The organism is Paenibacillus tabacirhizosphaerae, from assembly GCF_040812395.1.
Lineage (GTDB): Bacteria > Bacillota > Bacilli > Paenibacillales > NBRC-103111 > Paenibacillus_E.
The window spans coordinates 134,181-150,592 of the sequence record NZ_JBFNXH010000013.1 but is presented as its reverse complement, the minus strand read 5'-3'; the positions used below and the strand labels follow the sequence as shown (position 1 = coordinate 150,592).

General features: G+C 46.8%; 16 protein-coding genes and 1 other RNA gene. 1 reads left to right on the top strand and 16 read right to left on the bottom strand.

What is annotated here, in order from left to right; translation table 11 throughout:
* Positions 1-80: 80 nt before the first annotated feature.
* The 6 genes from ABRS97_RS20920 to ABRS97_RS20895 form a co-directional block, all read right to left on the bottom strand.
* On the bottom strand, positions 81-779 hold the full coding sequence (locus ABRS97_RS20920) for a lytic transglycosylase domain-containing protein (protein ID WP_367817171.1): 699 nt from the start codon (positions 777-779) through the stop codon (positions 81-83).
* A gap of 106 nt (positions 780-885) precedes the next feature.
* A complete protein-coding gene (locus ABRS97_RS20915; RefSeq protein ID WP_367817234.1) occupies positions 886-2,178 on the bottom strand; it encodes a hemolysin family protein in 1,293 nt (430 codons plus the stop codon).
* Between the two features lie 342 nt (positions 2,179-2,520).
* Positions 2,521-2,952: a hypothetical protein gene (locus ABRS97_RS20910; protein ID WP_367817170.1), complete on the bottom strand. Its 432-nt coding sequence runs from the start codon at positions 2,950-2,952 to the stop codon at positions 2,521-2,523.
* Positions 2,953-2,973: 21 nt separating this feature from the next.
* The gene (locus ABRS97_RS20905; protein WP_367817169.1) at positions 2,974-3,189 is read right to left on the bottom strand and encodes a DUF1540 domain-containing protein; all 216 of its coding nucleotides are present in this window, start codon (positions 3,187-3,189) and stop codon (positions 2,974-2,976) included.
* A 47-nt stretch (positions 3,190-3,236) separates the two neighbouring features.
* Positions 3,237-4,331, bottom strand: a complete 1,095-nt coding sequence (locus ABRS97_RS20900; RefSeq protein ID WP_367817167.1) for a glycoside hydrolase family 15 protein — start codon at positions 4,329-4,331, stop codon at positions 3,237-3,239.
* An 81-nt stretch (positions 4,332-4,412) separates the two neighbouring features.
* Positions 4,413-4,913 (bottom strand): YpuI family protein, encoded by a 501-nt coding sequence (locus ABRS97_RS20895; protein WP_367817166.1) that lies wholly within the window; start codon positions 4,911-4,913, stop codon positions 4,413-4,415.
* A gap of 150 nt (positions 4,914-5,063) precedes the next feature.
* Here ABRS97_RS20895 and ABRS97_RS20890 point away from each other — a divergent pair, with 150 nt between their 5' ends.
* A complete protein-coding gene (locus ABRS97_RS20890) occupies positions 5,064-6,995 on the top strand; it encodes a S8 family peptidase (RefSeq protein ID WP_367817164.1) in 1,932 nt (643 codons plus the stop codon).
* A gap of 56 nt (positions 6,996-7,051) precedes the next feature.
* Here the strand turns inward: ABRS97_RS20890 and ABRS97_RS20885 are convergent, their stop codons facing one another.
* The 10 genes from ABRS97_RS20885 to recO all read right to left on the bottom strand — a co-directional run bounded on the left by ABRS97_RS20885 (position 7,052) and on the right by recO (position 16,392).
* The gene (locus ABRS97_RS20885; protein WP_367817162.1) at positions 7,052-7,516 is read right to left on the bottom strand and encodes a MarR family winged helix-turn-helix transcriptional regulator; all 465 of its coding nucleotides are present in this window, start codon (positions 7,514-7,516) and stop codon (positions 7,052-7,054) included.
* A 143-nt stretch (positions 7,517-7,659) separates the two neighbouring features.
* Positions 7,660-8,106, bottom strand: an RNA gene (rnpB, locus tag ABRS97_RS20880) — RNase P RNA component class A.
* Positions 8,107-8,182: 76 nt separating this feature from the next.
* Positions 8,183-9,292: a Nif3-like dinuclear metal center hexameric protein gene (locus ABRS97_RS20875; RefSeq protein ID WP_367817160.1), complete on the bottom strand. Its 1,110-nt coding sequence runs from the start codon at positions 9,290-9,292 to the stop codon at positions 8,183-8,185.
* Positions 9,268-10,032, bottom strand: coding sequence for a tRNA (adenine(22)-N(1))-methyltransferase (locus tag ABRS97_RS20870; protein WP_367817159.1), 765 nt, complete (start codon positions 10,030-10,032; stop codon positions 9,268-9,270). Before ABRS97_RS20870 ends, ABRS97_RS20875 begins: the two co-directional genes overlap by 25 nt.
* A gap of 3 nt (positions 10,033-10,035) precedes the next feature.
* Positions 10,036-10,866, bottom strand: coding sequence for a hypothetical protein (locus tag ABRS97_RS20865; protein ID WP_367817158.1), 831 nt, complete (start codon positions 10,864-10,866; stop codon positions 10,036-10,038).
* A gap of 120 nt (positions 10,867-10,986) precedes the next feature.
* Entirely contained in the window at positions 10,987-12,105 is a 1,119-nt protein-coding gene (gene rpoD / locus ABRS97_RS20860; protein WP_367817157.1) for an RNA polymerase sigma factor RpoD, read from the bottom strand.
* A gap of 36 nt (positions 12,106-12,141) precedes the next feature.
* A complete protein-coding gene (gene dnaG, locus ABRS97_RS20855; protein WP_367817156.1) occupies positions 12,142-13,989 on the bottom strand; it encodes a DNA primase in 1,848 nt (615 codons plus the stop codon).
* Positions 13,990-14,041: 52 nt separating this feature from the next.
* Positions 14,042-14,503 carry a YaiI/YqxD family protein gene (locus tag ABRS97_RS20850; RefSeq protein ID WP_367817154.1) on the bottom strand — a complete coding sequence of 154 codons (462 nt, stop codon included), beginning with the start codon at positions 14,501-14,503 and terminating at the stop codon, positions 14,042-14,044.
* 90 nt (positions 14,504-14,593) lie between these two features.
* The gene (locus tag ABRS97_RS20845; RefSeq protein ID WP_483312486.1) at positions 14,594-15,412 is read right to left on the bottom strand and encodes a pyruvate, water dikinase regulatory protein; all 819 of its coding nucleotides are present in this window, start codon (positions 15,410-15,412) and stop codon (positions 14,594-14,596) included.
* 230 nt (positions 15,413-15,642) lie between these two features.
* The gene (recO, locus tag ABRS97_RS20840) at positions 15,643-16,392 is read right to left on the bottom strand and encodes a DNA repair protein RecO (RefSeq protein WP_367817230.1); all 750 of its coding nucleotides are present in this window, start codon (positions 16,390-16,392) and stop codon (positions 15,643-15,645) included.
* Positions 16,393-16,412: the final 20 nt, after the last annotated feature.

Genomic DNA, 16,412 nt, shown 5'->3' with positions numbered 1-16,412 from the left:
CAACAATAACTCAAACATTCTATATCATTTGATCAAAAACACAAAAATAAGGAGCAGCGTGCGCCCCTTATTTCATAATTTTATAATGAAAAGCCCCGCTTGTAGCCGAGCACTTTATTGACATACGTTTGCGTCTCTTTCGGCAGTAAATGAAGTTTGTTCGCCAAATCTTGATCATCTCGAATACCTAGACGGTCTACACGATTAGGCCCTGCATTATAAGCGGCAAGCGCGACTCCTTCATTTCCATTGTACTTCTTTATTAATGAACTTAAGAAATGCGTGCCTGCATCCACATTTTGCTGAGGATCAAAGGGATTCGTCACGCCATACCCGCTGCCGGTTCCGTCCATGAGCTGCATCAAGCCTTTAGCGCCTGCTGAGGATACCGCACGATGATTGAAATCAGACTCCTGCTGAATCACCGCTTTGACAAGAGATGTATCTACACCATAACGCTTACTAGCGGCATGAATCAACTCGTCATACTGAGCGGCTGTCGACGCTTTGCTAACCGTTTGCAGAGGTGTGTAAGATTTACCTAAGGCACTTAGTGAATTGGGTAGCGAACTGCTTGCGGTTCCCAGCAAGGTCGATAGCTGGTCTTGGCCATCGCTGCCCGCTCCTGAGGTTCTTCCCATTACAGTGTCCAAAAGAGAGCTGAAGTCGCTCGAATCTTCTGTACTTGAAGTCGATGATCCCCCTGTTAATAAGCTGCTCTTATTTAACAGCTGAAGTTGCAGAAGTTCTTTCATAACTCTAGGATCAATGGCGTTCACCCTGAGACCTCGTTTCTGTCAAATGTTGTTGCTTCCATTGTACACGATTTGAGCCCTGACGACTAGACAAAAAAAGAAACAGCCCTCAGGCTGTCCCTTTCCCTTTTCAAGATATGTTCTGTTGCAGCAGCTCGGTTTGTTCGGTCATCTTCCGCACAATTACCCGCGAGATGCGCAAATGATCGGTCTCCTCCACGATGAACATTAATTCATCATTGTAAACAACTTGCTGATTTTTACTTGGCGGTATCTCAGTCTGTGAATAAATCCACCCGCCGATTGTATCGTAATCATCCGACTCAATACCGACACCAAAGTATTCGTTCACTTCATCAATTAACAGCAGTCCGTCAATCGAAAATGTGTTTTCATCCTTTATTTCAATCGTCGGGCGCTCTTCATCGAACTCATCTTGAATCTCGCCTACGATTTCTTCCATAATATCCTCCAGCGTCACTAAACCTGAAGTACCCCCGTATTCATCAATCAGAAGCGCCATTTGGCTCTTCCGTTTCTGCATCATTTTAAGTAAATCGCTAATATGAATAGAGTCCGGGACCGTCGTAATCGGTCGAATAATTTTTTTAATGCCTTTAAGGTTCGCATCTGGCTTTAACAGATCTTTAATATGGACGAAACCAATAATATTGTCTTTGTCCGGATCGCAAACGGGATAGCGTGTACGCATTTCTTTTATCGCAATCGCAAGATTTTCCGCATACGTGAGACCCGCGTACAGGCATTCCATTTCCGTTCTTGGAATCATAATTTCTCGGGCGGTCGTCTCTGCGAACTCAAATATATTATCAACAAGCGTAAGCTCTGTATTATCAATATGCCCTCTTTTGTGGCTTTCTTTCATCAGAACTCGAATTTCTTCCTCCGTATGGGCGACCTCGTGTTCAGTCGTCGGTTCAATCCCTGCACGTCGAAGCATCCAATTGGAAACCCCGTTCAGCATCCAGATGAAGGGATACATCATTTTGTGAAACACGACTAAAGGGCCAGAAGCAATTAACGTTACCTGTTCCGGTTTTCGAATCGCATACGTCTTAGGAAACTGCTCACCCAAAGTAATATGGAGTGTTGTCATCAACGAGAAAGCAATGATAAACGTAATGGTATGGAAGACGGAATCCGGTAAATGCAGCGGACCGAGAATCGGTTCCAATATTTTGGCAAACGTCGGCTCACCGACATAACCAAGTCCGAGCGATGTAAGCGTGATGCCTAGCTGACAAGCAGATAAATATGCATCGAGATTATTCATAATGCCTTTGGCAAATTTCGCATTTCGGTGACCTTCTTCTGCGAGCGAATCGATTCGGCTTCCTCTAACTTTCACCATCGCAAATTCTGCTGCCACGAAAAAAGCGTTCAATAATACCAGTCCGAGCATTAATAAAAAACTAATCAACGTTGCGGGTAAAGGATCATCCAATACCTTACCTATCCCCTATAAAGTGCTTCTATCACACCAAGGAGAGTAGGTACACCTCCCTTAAATGTCAATTTAAATTTTAAATATTACTTTTCATTATATAATAATACTGTAAGCAATCAAAGGTGCGTTTATGTCACCTGACGCCAAAAAGTACGAGCAAACGGGAGCATAGGGGCTAAAATGAGCCAACAACGGTACCTTACCCGCCATAGATCCTTCTGAAACCCGAATCTTCCGTTTTTTCATTTATAAACAAAAGAAAACAAGCCGATGGACTCGGCTTGCTTCGTATAACGATTATGCATATGGAATTAACAAAAAATAGGCAGCAACAGCGACTAACCCAAGCCCAATAGACCAGGAGCCAAGCGCTTTATTGCCGAAAAAAACCGCGATAATGCCTAAGATTACGCCTGAGACGCCTAATAAAACAGGCCACACAAAGAGAGAGGCTAACGCTACGAATAGCGCGATATAGCCGACTGCTTTGTTGCGAGTTACGGATTCGACCAGCTCCTCGATCTCTTCATCCTCCACAGGATCTGTGCGTGCGTCTCTTGCATTCGCTTTTGCAGAGCGGTATTGTTCCGCATAAGTAATTTTTCGCGCCGGAGCAGTAATCTCAGCCGCGTACTCTTCCTTATGGTTGAGTCCGCTCTCCATGCGAAGCTGGTCCTGCTGGAAGCGCTCCTTCGCTATTTTATCGAAGGGGACGTCGTCTGTTTTCATATGGCCTCCGCGACACTTCAGCTATTTGCTTTTTTTGGGCTCGAACGTATGGCAGCACGTATTCGCAGCTTTGCTTGCAGTATCCTGATGTTCGGAACCAAACGATTCTCCAGCAAATTCCTCATTGTAGTTGATGTTCGCGTGCTGATCCACTTCAATCATGATCGAATTCGCGTTGCAATTGTTGCCTTGCGTCCAATATTCGCAATTGGCAACTGCACATTTGACATCCGGCATAATGATCACCCCCCTAACAATTTGCCCGTCATCAAGGGGACCTATGCCTATTTCAGTTTGTTAGATAGCACCAAAAACATAGCTTGCGACCATAAGAGCGGCAGTGCAGGTTCCCCCCATTTGGTAACCCACTCTTCATAAGCAGAAGGATCGCGAAGATAGTCCGCTACCTGTTCAGGCAGTCTTCCCAGATCGTCAGCCTTACTGATGATCCATTCTAAACATTTAATTGCCTCTGGGCGGTCTCCCGTTTCAGCTTTCAACCAGCCATACCATGCGGTCAGAAGAATCCACTCTCCTCCCCCGTAATAAGTATCGGCAGCGTATCGCTGAATGCCTCCATGTTTCAGATCTTGCTCTATTGCCTGGACTGTTTGCTGCATGATCGGATCCTCAGGTCGACATACACCAAATGGAACTGATAACCATAATAAGCTAGCGTCCACCCCTGACAGCACAGGTTGCCAGACTTCATTCACACATTGAATTGACTTCACAAACCGACCGTCCTGAACGGCATGCGCCAATAAGAAGGCTTGAATCTGTTCAGCTCTCTCAAGTAAAGCCGGACGATGCTCAAGCTCTCCAATAGCTTTTAACCCGCCATAGACACAAGCTAAGGTAGCTGGATGTACAAAGTCGGGGAACTCTTCCCAACAGTCGAAATTGGGGTAATGCCAGAAGGTCATTAAATAATCGACCGTGATCTCAACACTTTCCCGAAGCTCTTCAAGAAGTGCACGATTCCCTGTAGACCGTATATGTTCTGTCAATCCCCACAACCAGGCGCCATAGCCATCCAACTGGAAATGCCCCCACTCGGAGCGGTCATCCCGGCCATCCAAGTAATAGCGCGTTCCGAGAAATTCGCTGCGATCAATCCATTCCTTCCGCTCATGCTTACCGATCAAAGCATCGACAATACTGCGCTTGTCCTTCAATACACGGTGTACCCAGCGATAAAACTTCTCCGAGCTTTCCTTTTCACCGGCCTGATCCATTCCGTAGGCAATGAAGGTCCCATCTCTGAGCCAACTATATGTATAATGGGTAAATAAAGGTGATGCGGCATACCCTCCCCGGGGATGCTGATTAAGTTTAATAATCGCCGTGCTGTTTGCAATCAATAGATCACGATCCATGGACATGCCTCCCTATAAGAAAAGAGATGCGCTTATAAAGTCGCATCTCTTGTTAGTCATTGTGTCTATAAACTCAACCAACTATACTTTTTCGCCTTGCATACGGCGTTGTGTAATATAGTCTGTTTCATAATAAGCCAAGTCTTCGCGCAGCTCTTCAAAAACTTTGGAAAGCTCAATCGTCAGATCGCGCACTTCGCGGGAAGGCTTTTTGCGGAAGCGAATAGCATCTTGTCCTGTATAGGCATAGCGGCCATCCTCGGAATAGCACTCGTTTTTGGGATAGAAAAATGTATTTACGCATGTATGATACACTTCATAAAGTACTTTTTCAGAAAAATCCACGTTAAACGTCGGACGACGCAAACAAACGCCTAATTTCTCATAGGCAACTTCGCAAAATACAAGCAGATGGCGTGTATCTTGCAAATAACCACGGTAAAACTCATCCATCGCCGGGTCATTTTCCACATTTAATTGGTTAAGTGAATGTTGATTTAGAAACAGCTCCATTTTGGCAGTTGTTTCTTTCAGTTTCGTACGCGTAGAATCACAAATATTTTTGACATTAAAAACAGCCATTCATGAAGACCTCCTCTAATTGCGCTATTCCTATCCTACCATAAAAAAGTCAGAAAAGGTATATGCAAAACTCTAGTTGGCATGCATAAATCAAAGCTCTGCACCTCACCCTAAAACTACAAAAGCGTTCAACCCGAGGAGGCCTATTTCATGTGGCGTTATGTATGTACATTCCTATTTGTATTAGGTTTAGGCATTTTCATGTTCACCGATCGGCACAATCCCCAAACAACGCCTGGACCTGAAGTCTATAGGGCAAAGTATGAAACTGCCAGCAAACAAACACTTCTGGATCAAGATGTCAAGCTCACCGATGATTTATGCAGAAGCCAATGCTCACTTGATTTCGCCAAAATGATCGGACGGATCGAAACCGGGGAGCCCGCCGCCCATGTGCTTAAGCAAATGAAATCCGGACATGAGAAGATGGATGTGCTCATTTGGTCGAAGCGCAATCAAGCATTAGATCAAGGCATAAAGGAAGGCGACCTGCCAAAAGTTAATACAGACCAGACTTCAAACTTCATGAAAGAGGCAAAAACAGCGGTTGATGCAGGCAAACATTATCAATCGCCGCAATTCGGCCAAGGCCAACACATCTACTTCGTGTTAGGACTGCCTTCAGATAAGGCCGATGGTTCTTTGATTGGCGTGATTCACCAGGATATTTTGCATCAGGTTGCCGATCATCAACGCAAAAATTTGCGGCTTGAGCCTTATCCAAATGAAAATCGATGGAAAGTGGAATCCGTCGATACGGACACATTGCAAGATAAAGTTGTTGATCATCCCGAAGATAATCAAGGCACGAGTCATTATCAGCAAAACGAAGTCGTCGTTCGTTTCAAGCAAAATCCTAGCGATGCTCAGCTTGCGCAAATAAAATCCGAAATCAAAGCTAACTATGTGCAAAAACTCGGATATACTTATGTATTTCGTACGGAAGGCATGGAAGCGAAACAATTAATGGCCTATTTTAAGAAATGGGATGTCGCTTATGTGGAGCCTCATTTCTTATATTTGACGAATGGCTATACCCACAGCGATCCCGCCAGCACCAGATCAGATGATTATTATTCAGATAGCACCTCTGCAAATTCAAGCACAATCAGCCAGAATTTCATGCCCAATGATAATTTGTACAGTAAATATCAATGGAACTTGCCTCTCATTGAGACGGTGCAAGGATGGCAGCTTAACCGCGGGGCCAAAGACGTGGTAGTCGCTGTTGTTGATACCGGCGTTGACTTGCAGCATCCAGACCTTCAGGGGCAACTGCTGCCCGGCTATAATGTGATCAGCGGCACCGATACTCCACAGGATGATGTCGGGCATGGCACTCATGTAACCGGCGTGATCGCAGCGCTCGTCAACAATAATTTAGGTGTTGCCGGCATGACTTGGTACAATAAAGTTCTTCCTGTTAAAGTGCTGGATCAAACTGGAGCCGGCAGCACATATTCGGTCGCTCAAGGTATTATCTGGGCCGCTGACCATGGCGCCAAAGTAATGAACTTAAGTCTCGGCAATTACGCGGATTCCGGCTTTCTTCACGATGCCATCAAATACGCCTATGATAAAGATGTTGCCCTTATTGCAGCTAGCGGAAATGACAATACGGAACGCCCAGGTTTCCCGGCGGCCTACCCGGAAGTGTTCGCAGTGGCTGCGACAGACGCTGAAAATAATAAAGCGCCATTTTCCAATTATGGCGACTATATCGATGTAGCTGCACCGGGGGTAAGCATTGCCAGCACATACCCGGGCAACCAATACGCAGCCCTGTCGGGAACGTCTATGGCTAGCCCGCATGTGACTGCCCTCGCTGCCTTGATTCGCTCAACGAATCCTGCACTTAAAAACACGGAAGTCTATGAGATTATGAGACAATCGGCTCAAGATTTAGGTTCTCCTGGAAGGGATGTCTATTTTGGTTTTGGATTAATCGACGTTGTCAAAGCCGTTCAGCTCGCCCAACAAGCAAAGGGCACAACAGCAACCTCGACCTCAACCTCAACTTCTTTTTTACCGCAAAGCCTGTCCCGCCAAATGGAGCAAATCCTCCAAAAATATACGTCTTAAGTGAATATGCAGAAACGCCACCCGATACGGATGGCGTTTTTGTATTCGCTGTAATCTTATTTATTCTCCCCTTTTAGAAAAAGCAGGCTTGTTTGGAGTAATCTAACGAGCTCTCTGCTATCTTTTTCACCCAGATGAGCGGCCAGCCCTTTAAACACATCAAAAAAATGCGCTTCCGTCACTTTGATCTGTTCTTCGCCCGATGTCGTAAGCCGCACTAATACAATTCTGCGGTCGACCGGGTCGGCTAATCGTTCCAGAAACCCGTTTTCCTCAAGCGCGCTTACAAGATGCGTCGCTCCCGCCGGCGTCATTTTCATAGCTTTGCTAAGTTCGGATATTTTGATGCCCGCAGAGTCAGGGCCAGCGTAATAGGACACTGTCGTCAACAGTCTGAACTCGCTTTGCCGCAAGCCTTTAAAGGACGCACTCGTATTGCTGGACCGTGTCAATTGACCAAATATGCATGCTAGTTCTTGAACAAGAACTGTCGATTCATCGTGAAGGTGATGATCACTCATGATAAGCCTCCCATTCGTTTAGCAAATAAATATGTACGAACTATATTAATGACGATTTGAAATGAATGTCAACAATGAGATTGGTATAACCACTCAGAAAAGTAAAACCCGCAAAGCGCGAAGCCTTGCGGGTAACCGACAGTATGGAAAGTTTGCCGTAAGCCGGGTTCTGTACTTCCAGTGGTCGTAACGGGCGTCTGCTCCCCTGCCACCATTGAAGCGACAATCATCTATCTAGGCCATACATTGCTGTACAGCTCAAGCGACCAACCCGAACGCGTCTCGGGCTAAGACTGCCGCTTCGAGAGCGGCTTGCGTTCCTCTAGGTCTTGCTCCAAGTGGGGTTTACCAGGATCTATGTCACCATAGAACCTCGTGGTCTCTTACACCACGGTTCCACCCTTGCCTGTGCGGTTGCAACCATAAGGTTGTCAACATCCGCAGTCATGAGACGGCGGCGCCATCGGCGGTCCATTTCTGTGGCCCTATCCTTCAACTCGCGTTGACTGGACGTTATCCAGCACCCTGCCCTATGGAGCCCGGACTTTCCTCTCGCATGTCGCCATGCCAGCGATTGTCTGTCAAACTTTCCGATGCATAGGCTAGTATACAAGGAATGCACATGAATTACAACTGTTGTTCGTTCCCTCGCTATCCAATATGAGCCTAGAGGAATTGAAATGGCTCCGTGTTTACTTCAGACGCGAGCACTTGCGTGTCTGTCTTTAGCAGCTGCGCGGCGAGATACTCAGCCACGCCGCGCTTCATGATCTTCTCGACGTTATGACCAACGTCGATGAGCGCAATCCCCGCCGCAAGCGCATCGTGCGCGGTGTGGTAGTCGATGTCGCCGGTGACGAGCACATCAGCGCCGGCAAACATGGCGTGCCGCATGTAGCGGCCGCCAGAACCGCCCAGCACGGCCACCTTGCGTATGGGCCGGGCCAGATCGCCGACGACGCGCACCGCCGGCACGTCGAACACCCGCTTCGCGAGCTCTGTTAGCTCGCGGAGCGTCGTCGCCGCGGGCAGCTTGCCCGCGCGGCCCAGACCGAACACTCTACCCTTGAGGTCCATCGGGTAGAGGTCATAGGCCACCTCCTCATAGGGGTGGGCCTTCAGCATAGCTTGAACCGCCTTGCGCTGTACGCTGGCGGTTACGATCGTCTCAACGCGTACTTCCTGTACGCGTTCCAGCTTGCCCGCCTCCCCGATATACGGGTGCGTTCCTTCCTGCGGCAGGAACGTACCCGTGCCGGGGATGTTGAAGCTGCAGTGGCTGTACTGCCCGATCCACCCCGCGCCCGCGATGAAGAGGGCATCCAGCACTTGCTGGTGGTGCGTCTCCGGGACGAACACTACCAGCTTCTGCAGCTTCTCCGTGTGGACATCTTCGAGATGCGTAAGGTCGGTGAGGCCTAGCGACGCCGCCATCATATCGTTGATGCCGCCTTCCGCCACATCAAGGTTCGTATGAGCGATATAGACGGCAATATCGTGCTTAATTAGTTTTTCGTATAACCGACCGGCCGGCGTATCAGTCTGCAGATGCGCAAGCGGACGGAAAATGATCGCATGGTGGGCAATAATGAGGTTTGCCTCAAGGCGAATCGCCTCTTCGACCACCTCATCGGTTACATCCAGAGCGACAAGCACTTTTTTGATCTCCTTTTGCAAGGATCCAAGCTGTAGGCCGATTTTATCGTCAGGCATCGCATAATGCTTGGGTGCCAGCTGCTCAAACAGCTGGATTACGGTTTGACCTTTTGCAAACAAGCGAGGACCTCCTTGATTTCGCGAATCTCCTGGCCGATTTGTTCAGCTTTGACTTTGGATGCTTCAGCCGAGGAATGTGATAATTGAGTCTGTATCATGTTCAGCTTTTCCAGCTCACTCTCCCATTTCTTAAACCAGACAGCGGGAGCCTCCGTTACCAAATATGGCCCCATTTGAAGAAGACGGAATTTGTCCACTGTCTTATGGCCAGGCAAGCTGCGGTTCTGGTAAAGCGACTGCAATTGATCTTTCAACTGTTTCTCATTTGGAACCGCCGTCAAGATTTCGTATATCTTCCCATCTTCCTCCAGAATAGCCTCTGTCTCCAGAAACCAGCCCTGCTCATCCAGCCAGCGCCTAACCTGATCTTCTCCCACATTAGGCTGTAAAATGAGTTTAGACACACCTTGCAGCTTTTCTTTGCCCGCATCCAAAATGCTGGCCATCAGACTTCCGCCCATACCTGCAATCGTAATCACATCCACTTCACCGGGCTCAATGACCGCTAAGCCATCACCGGATCTTACACTAATTGTTTTAGACAATCCACTTTCCAGAACTTGCCGCTTTGCCGCCTCATAAGGCCCTGGATTCACTTCCCCTGCCACAGCAAAGGTAACAACGCCATTCTGTGCCAAATAAGTCGGAAGCAGCGCGTGATCTGAACCAATATCGGCGAGCCTCGAACCTTGAGGAACCCGCTCCGCAATCATTTGAAGTCTTTCTGATAATTTCACCATGCTTCACATTACCCACTCTACCCATTTTTTACGTAACAAAAATAACGCGATTCCCGCTGAGACCAATTTCCCTGTAAACGATAATTGAATAACACGCGAGCTCATATCCACATCTACCAAAAAAGTTACCGCTTCAGGGGCAAACCAAACTAAACCACCGACCACCAGAAGAATTCCTGCTGCCTGCTTATTCGTATGATGCACAAGCCAAGCGATCCATATAAGTACTATACTAACTGGAATCCAGCTAATTTCAAGAGAAAACCATCCGGGGTACTCAAGCTTCTGGAGGAGCATCCATCCATATACAGCAACAAGCCCAATCCAACCGCAGAATTGAAAAATAGCCATACGCCCGGTCAGACCATTGATCAGCCAAACCAAACTACAGAAAGCAATATACCCCACATACACATATGACGAACTTACATCATAGCTGTGCATTAAGTACATACCAATAAAAAGCAATGAACTGGAAGCAAGACCATAAATCAGGTAACTTATAACAGGAGCTTTACTCTTTTGCTTGTATCCAAAAAAGTAACAAATCACGACAAAAAGAGTGGAAATTCCAATTTGCATTGGCATTCCAAAAGAGTTAAAATTAAGAGCAGATAAGGCTAGAGCGGTAATTACCGCCAAAGCGATTATCCAAATTTTCCAATTAATGTTTACTACTGAGGATGCGGATACACCCATTACCGATTTCGTTTTTTCCATTCCTTCGTCTACATATAAATTCATCAGAAAATCACAATAATGCTCTGGCAGCAGCCTGCTTCTACGCCAATGCTCGATTTCTTTTACAATTATTTTTCGTTTTTCGGCATCCATAGTACGCTCACCTTCCTACCTAGCTACTATATCGGAGAAATACAATAAAGCTATTAGGGGTTGTTTACACAAATAAGCAAAAAAAGACCCCACCACTTCGATGGGGCAGAGCTAAACACCTTATTCCAAGAAATCCTTTAATCTTTTGCTTCGGCTAGGATGTCTTAGTTTACGAAGCGCCTTCGCTTCAATTTGACGAATCCGTTCACGTGTAACGCCAAATACTTTACCAACTTCTTCAAGTGTGCGCGTACGTCCGTCATCCAATCCGAAACGCAAACGCAGCACATTTTCTTCCCGCTCGGTCAACGTATCCAGAACATCCTCAAGCTGCTCTTTCAGAAGCTCGTAAGCTGCTGCATCCGCTGGTGCCAATGCTTCTTGATCCTCGATGAAATCACCCAAGTGAGAATCGTCCTCTTCGCCGATTGGCGTTTCGAGCGAAACAGGTTCTTGTGCAATTTTCATAATTTCTCTGACTTTATCCGTACTCAAGTCCATCTCTTTGGCAATCTCTTCAGGTGTCGGTTCACGCCCAAGCTCTTGCAATAATTGACGAGAAACCCGAATCAGCTTATTAATCGTCTCGACCATATGTACCGGAATTCGAATCGTTCTCGCTTGGTCCGCGATTGCGCGTGTGATCGCTTGACGAATCCACCAAGTAGCATACGTACTGAACTTATAACCCTTGGTATGATCGAACTTTTCAACAGCTTTAATAAGCCCCATGTTGCCTTCCTGAATTAAATCCAAGAACAACATACCCCGACCTACATAACGTTTAGCAATGCTGACTACGAGTCTAAGGTTAGCTTCGGCTAAGCGTCTTTTTGCTTCCTCGTCGCCATTTTCAATCCGCTTGGCCAAATCCACTTCATCATCCGCAGAAAGAAGCGGTACACGGCCAATTTCTTTCAAATACATACGAACAGGATCGTTAATCTTAATGCCTGGCGGTAAAGCCAGATCATCATCGAAGTTAAATTCATCGCGTTCTTGCTCGTCAGGATTCATCGACATCTCATCGTCCGATTCATTACCTACATCGATGCCATGCTCGGAGAGCTGTTCGAAAAACTCATCGATTTGTTCCGGATCCTGATCGAAGGGAGCCAATTTCTCCATAATATCCTTGTAAGTCAGTGAGGACCGCTTTTTCCCCTGCTCGATAAGCTGGTCTTTCACCTGGTCCAGGGTTAATTCTGTCTCTAGTTCTGTACGCTGATCATTCGCCATAGTACGGACTCCCTCCTCCCTAGTCATACAGCAGTTCTAAGTTGACTTCAATTTCTTTTCTAGGGCAATAATCTCAATTGCAATTTGTGCAGCTCTTAGATGGTCGCCCGCGCGCTGGGCACGGACACTTTCCTCTTTTTTTCGTTCAATCTCTTCTTGCATCGGAACTTTGCGAATTTGGCGAATATAGTCGTCAATCACTTGTTCATTCATTCCGTGACCGGCTCCCATCATAACAATGGAGCTGGCTAAGCTCTCAAGCTGCTCATCCTGCAGCATGGCAATGTATCGGCTTGCGTCGGGCTCAGAGTTCTGAGCGTAGTAAGCATATAAATAAGCAGCTAATACTGCGTGAGCTTCAACATTAAATTCATCGCCTAATTGGGCTTCCACTTGATTACTTACGTCACGATCATGCATCATGATGGCTAGAAGCAGTCTTTCTGCATTGTGATAAGCGGGTAAAAGCGATGGTGTTTTCGTTCGTGTTCGTTCCGCTGTTCTCCCATTATTCATAACATTATTCCACAGATTTGGTTTCTTATCCCCGTCTGGCCGGTTTTTTTCCGATTGCAGCAAGATTTCATGAAGATCCAGCTTCATGGATTCGAAGGAAGAATCAGGAAATTCAGAAGCGAGCTGTTTCAAATAATGTTCACGTTCCATGGGCGAGTGAAGATCGGCAATCATCTTAACTGCGGTTTGCAGATAGCGAAGTCGGTCACCGTCCTCATGCAGCTTGAAATTTTTACGAACATACAAAAGCTTATATTTCATCGATGGCACGGCAGGCTCTATGATCTCCCGTACAAATCGGTCAAAACCGTAATTTCTAACATAATCATCCGGATCTTTACCGTCAGGCAGCATGGCTACATTAACCTGGCAGCCTGCTTCTTCCAGAATCGGAACACTCTTGAAAGCCGCGGATTGTCCGGCATTATCTCCGTCATAGCATACGACGACTTTGTCCGCATTGCGGTTCAATACTGCCGCGTGCTCCTTTGTGAGTGCGGTACCCATGGTGGCGACTCCGTTACTGACGCCTGCCTCCCAAGCTTTAATCACATCTACATAACCTTCAAAAAGCACCGCTTGTTGGAGCTTGCGCATATGCGGTCTTGCCTGATGCATGTTGTACATGGTCCGGCTTTTGTTAAAAAGTATGGATTCTGGACTGTTTAGGTATTTGGGCTGCGCATCGCCCATGGATCTTCCGCCGAATGCGATAACTTTACCGGCTGAGTCGCAAATAGGGAACATAATGCGTTCTCGGAATTTGTCCAAGAAACCATTGCCCTCTTGTCTTGCCGATATGAGTCCGCTCTTCTCCATTAACGGCAATGAAAATCCGCGTTTCTCCAACTGTTGAACAAGCGTATCCCACATCGCAGGAGCATAACCAATCCTAAACGTATCAATTAGCTTATCGGAAATTCCCCGCGAGACTAAATAGCCTTTAGCTACTTTGCCTTGCTCCGTATTGCCTAATATATAATGATACAAATTTGCAGCAAATTCATAAGCTTTCAGCATGGTTGCTTTCTCTGCCTGCAGCTCGCTCTGCTCTTCTGTTGTTTCCTCCCAAGTAATCGGAATATCGCTTTCTTCAGCCAGCTTAGTTACGGCTTCTGAGAAACTAAGACCTTCAATTTCCATTAGAAAACGGATGATGTTACCACCCGCACCGCAGCCAAAGCATCGATAGATCTGTTTCTCCGGCGTTACGGTAAAGGAAGGGCTTTTCTCCGAGTGGAAAGGACATAATCCTTTCATATAATGCCCTTGCTTGCTCAAATGTACATGCCGGCCAATCACATCAACGATGTCATGGCGCTTGAGGACAGCATCGATGACCTCTTCAGGTATGCGTCCGTACCTCATGTTGTTCCACCTGCAATTCATGTCGGTATTTCCGACTCATTACTATTCGCTACTAGATTTCAATTTCCTGCAACTGAACTAAAAGTTTTGTCAAACCATGTAGAAAATATTGGCGATCCTCATCAGTAAAAGGTTTCGGCCCCTTGCTGTGCTTGCCGCTTCTCCGCATTTTGGCAGAAGTATGACGGCGATCAAGTAAAAAATCAATCGTACTATCCGTATATTGCTGCCCTCGATTTGTTAAGCAAAACGAGCCTTTGGCCAGCCCCAACGCGGCAAGTCCGAAATCCTGCGTCACCAAAATATCGCCGCTATGAATATGATTGGCAATATAGAGGTCTACGGATTGATCAGAGCGATCCACCTGAACAATTTTGACGCCTGAACCTTCCTTCATCCGGTGATCAAAGGAAGCAACAAGCAATACTTGCACACCGAATTGCCTGCCTGCCTGCTCAATTTCAGCTTTTACCGGACAAGCATCCGCATCGACGATAATCGTTCTAGCCCGCATCTCACATCCTCCGATGCTCTGTCGAAATCTCTCCGTACTATTATATACGATGAACTTGTAAAAAATCCTGCTAGTAGGATGAGAAAACCTCTACTGGATTCGTTCGATATGATCCATGATCAGGCTAGCCGTCTCTTCAACCGCACGATTGGAAACGTCGAAAATGACACAGCCGATTTTACTCATAATTTTATCAGCGAAAGCCAGTTCTATTTTAATACGTTCCACATTCGCATAGGTTGCATTTTCTGCTAAACCAAGCGTTCGCAGACGCTCCTGCCGAATAACGTTCAATTTATCGGGGTCAATCCGAAGGCCGATAATCTTTTCTTTCGGAACCGAATATATAGCGGAAGGCGGCTGCATTTCCGGTACAAGCGGCACATTGGCGACTTTAAATCGTTTATGCGCCAAGTACATGGACAATGGGGTTTTCGAGGTTCGTGAAACGCCAAGCAGCACGATGTCCGCCTTTAGTATTCCGCTAAAATCTCGACCGTCATCATATTTGACAGCAAATTCTACGGCCTCGACCTTTTTGAAATAATCCTCGTCCAGCGGATGTATCATGCCTGGCTGCCTGCGCGGCTCTTGGTGCAGCGCTTGGCCGAGTGTGGACACGATAGGTCCTAGCAAATCAATATAAGGAATCTCGTATTCCTTTGCTTTGCTGATCAAATCGTCTCGAAGCTCTGGAACGACCAACGTGAAGACGACTATGCCGCCATGAGCCCGGATCGATTGCAGCACGCGATTAATTCCTTCGAAATCATGAATGAACGGCGCGCGCACGATTTCCACTGGCGCCGGGTAAAATTGCATGGCTGCCGCTCGCACGACAGATTCCCCTGTTTCCCCTACCGAATCTGAGACTACATAGACGCGAGTTGGTAATTGTTGATCCATCATATCCTTGTTCTCCTTCCTTTAGGGGTGGGGCCCTACATTAGTCATTAGTATGTATGCTTGGCTAGAACAGAACGAAAGCACAAGAAAAACCTCTACCGGGGTCTTACGAAGATGAGCGACCGCGTTTAGAGGCAGACTTTGATCACCAATATGCAGATGCATCCTTGATGAGACATTTTTCCACAAATAATATCAGAGCGTGATGCACATGTCAAACGGCGTTTATTTTGTCAGATGTTATACTTTTCCATTTGCTCAATAAATCCTCGCGATTTCCACTGTACACCGACATGCACATCCATATATGTGCGCATGCACTGTTTCAGTTGGGCCTTCGTTTCTTCTTTCACCTGCACGGCACCTAGCCTTCGCATATCCAATCTCGGGAATAATCTCAGCAGCTTTAAGGTCCCCTCCCAAATGGGGATGGAACCTGCATCTTTATGCCGGCAGCGCATGCACAACACCCCTCCCATTGCAGGGCTGAAGCTCGTAATCCCCGAATCCGCACCACAAGAGACGCAGGCATCCGTAACCGGCAGATAACCCGCCAAATCAAACATCTTCATCTCATATAGATGAATAACGATTTGCATATCTTTGCCTTCCTCGATGGCTGACAACCCCGCTTTAACTTGTTCAAACAAATAAGTACTGCCTTCTTCGTCGCCCAGCATCTTATCTGTCATCTCTACGAGATATGAGGCGTAAGCAGACATATGCAAATCCTCTCGCAAGGCATGATGGGCTTGGGTGATTTCCGCACTATTCAGTGAACCCATTTGGCCGCTTTGCTTGAAAAACACAAAATCGCCGTACGTGAAAAGCTGCGTAACGGCGGCATGTCTACTCTTTACTTTCTTGGCCCCCCGAGCCATGATGCTGACTTTGCCAAGCTCGGGAGTAAACAGACTAATGATCTTGTTCCCCTCTCCGTAGTCCATACTACGAAGCACGATCCCCTGTACACTGCGCAGCAAAATTGACATCCCCCATGAAC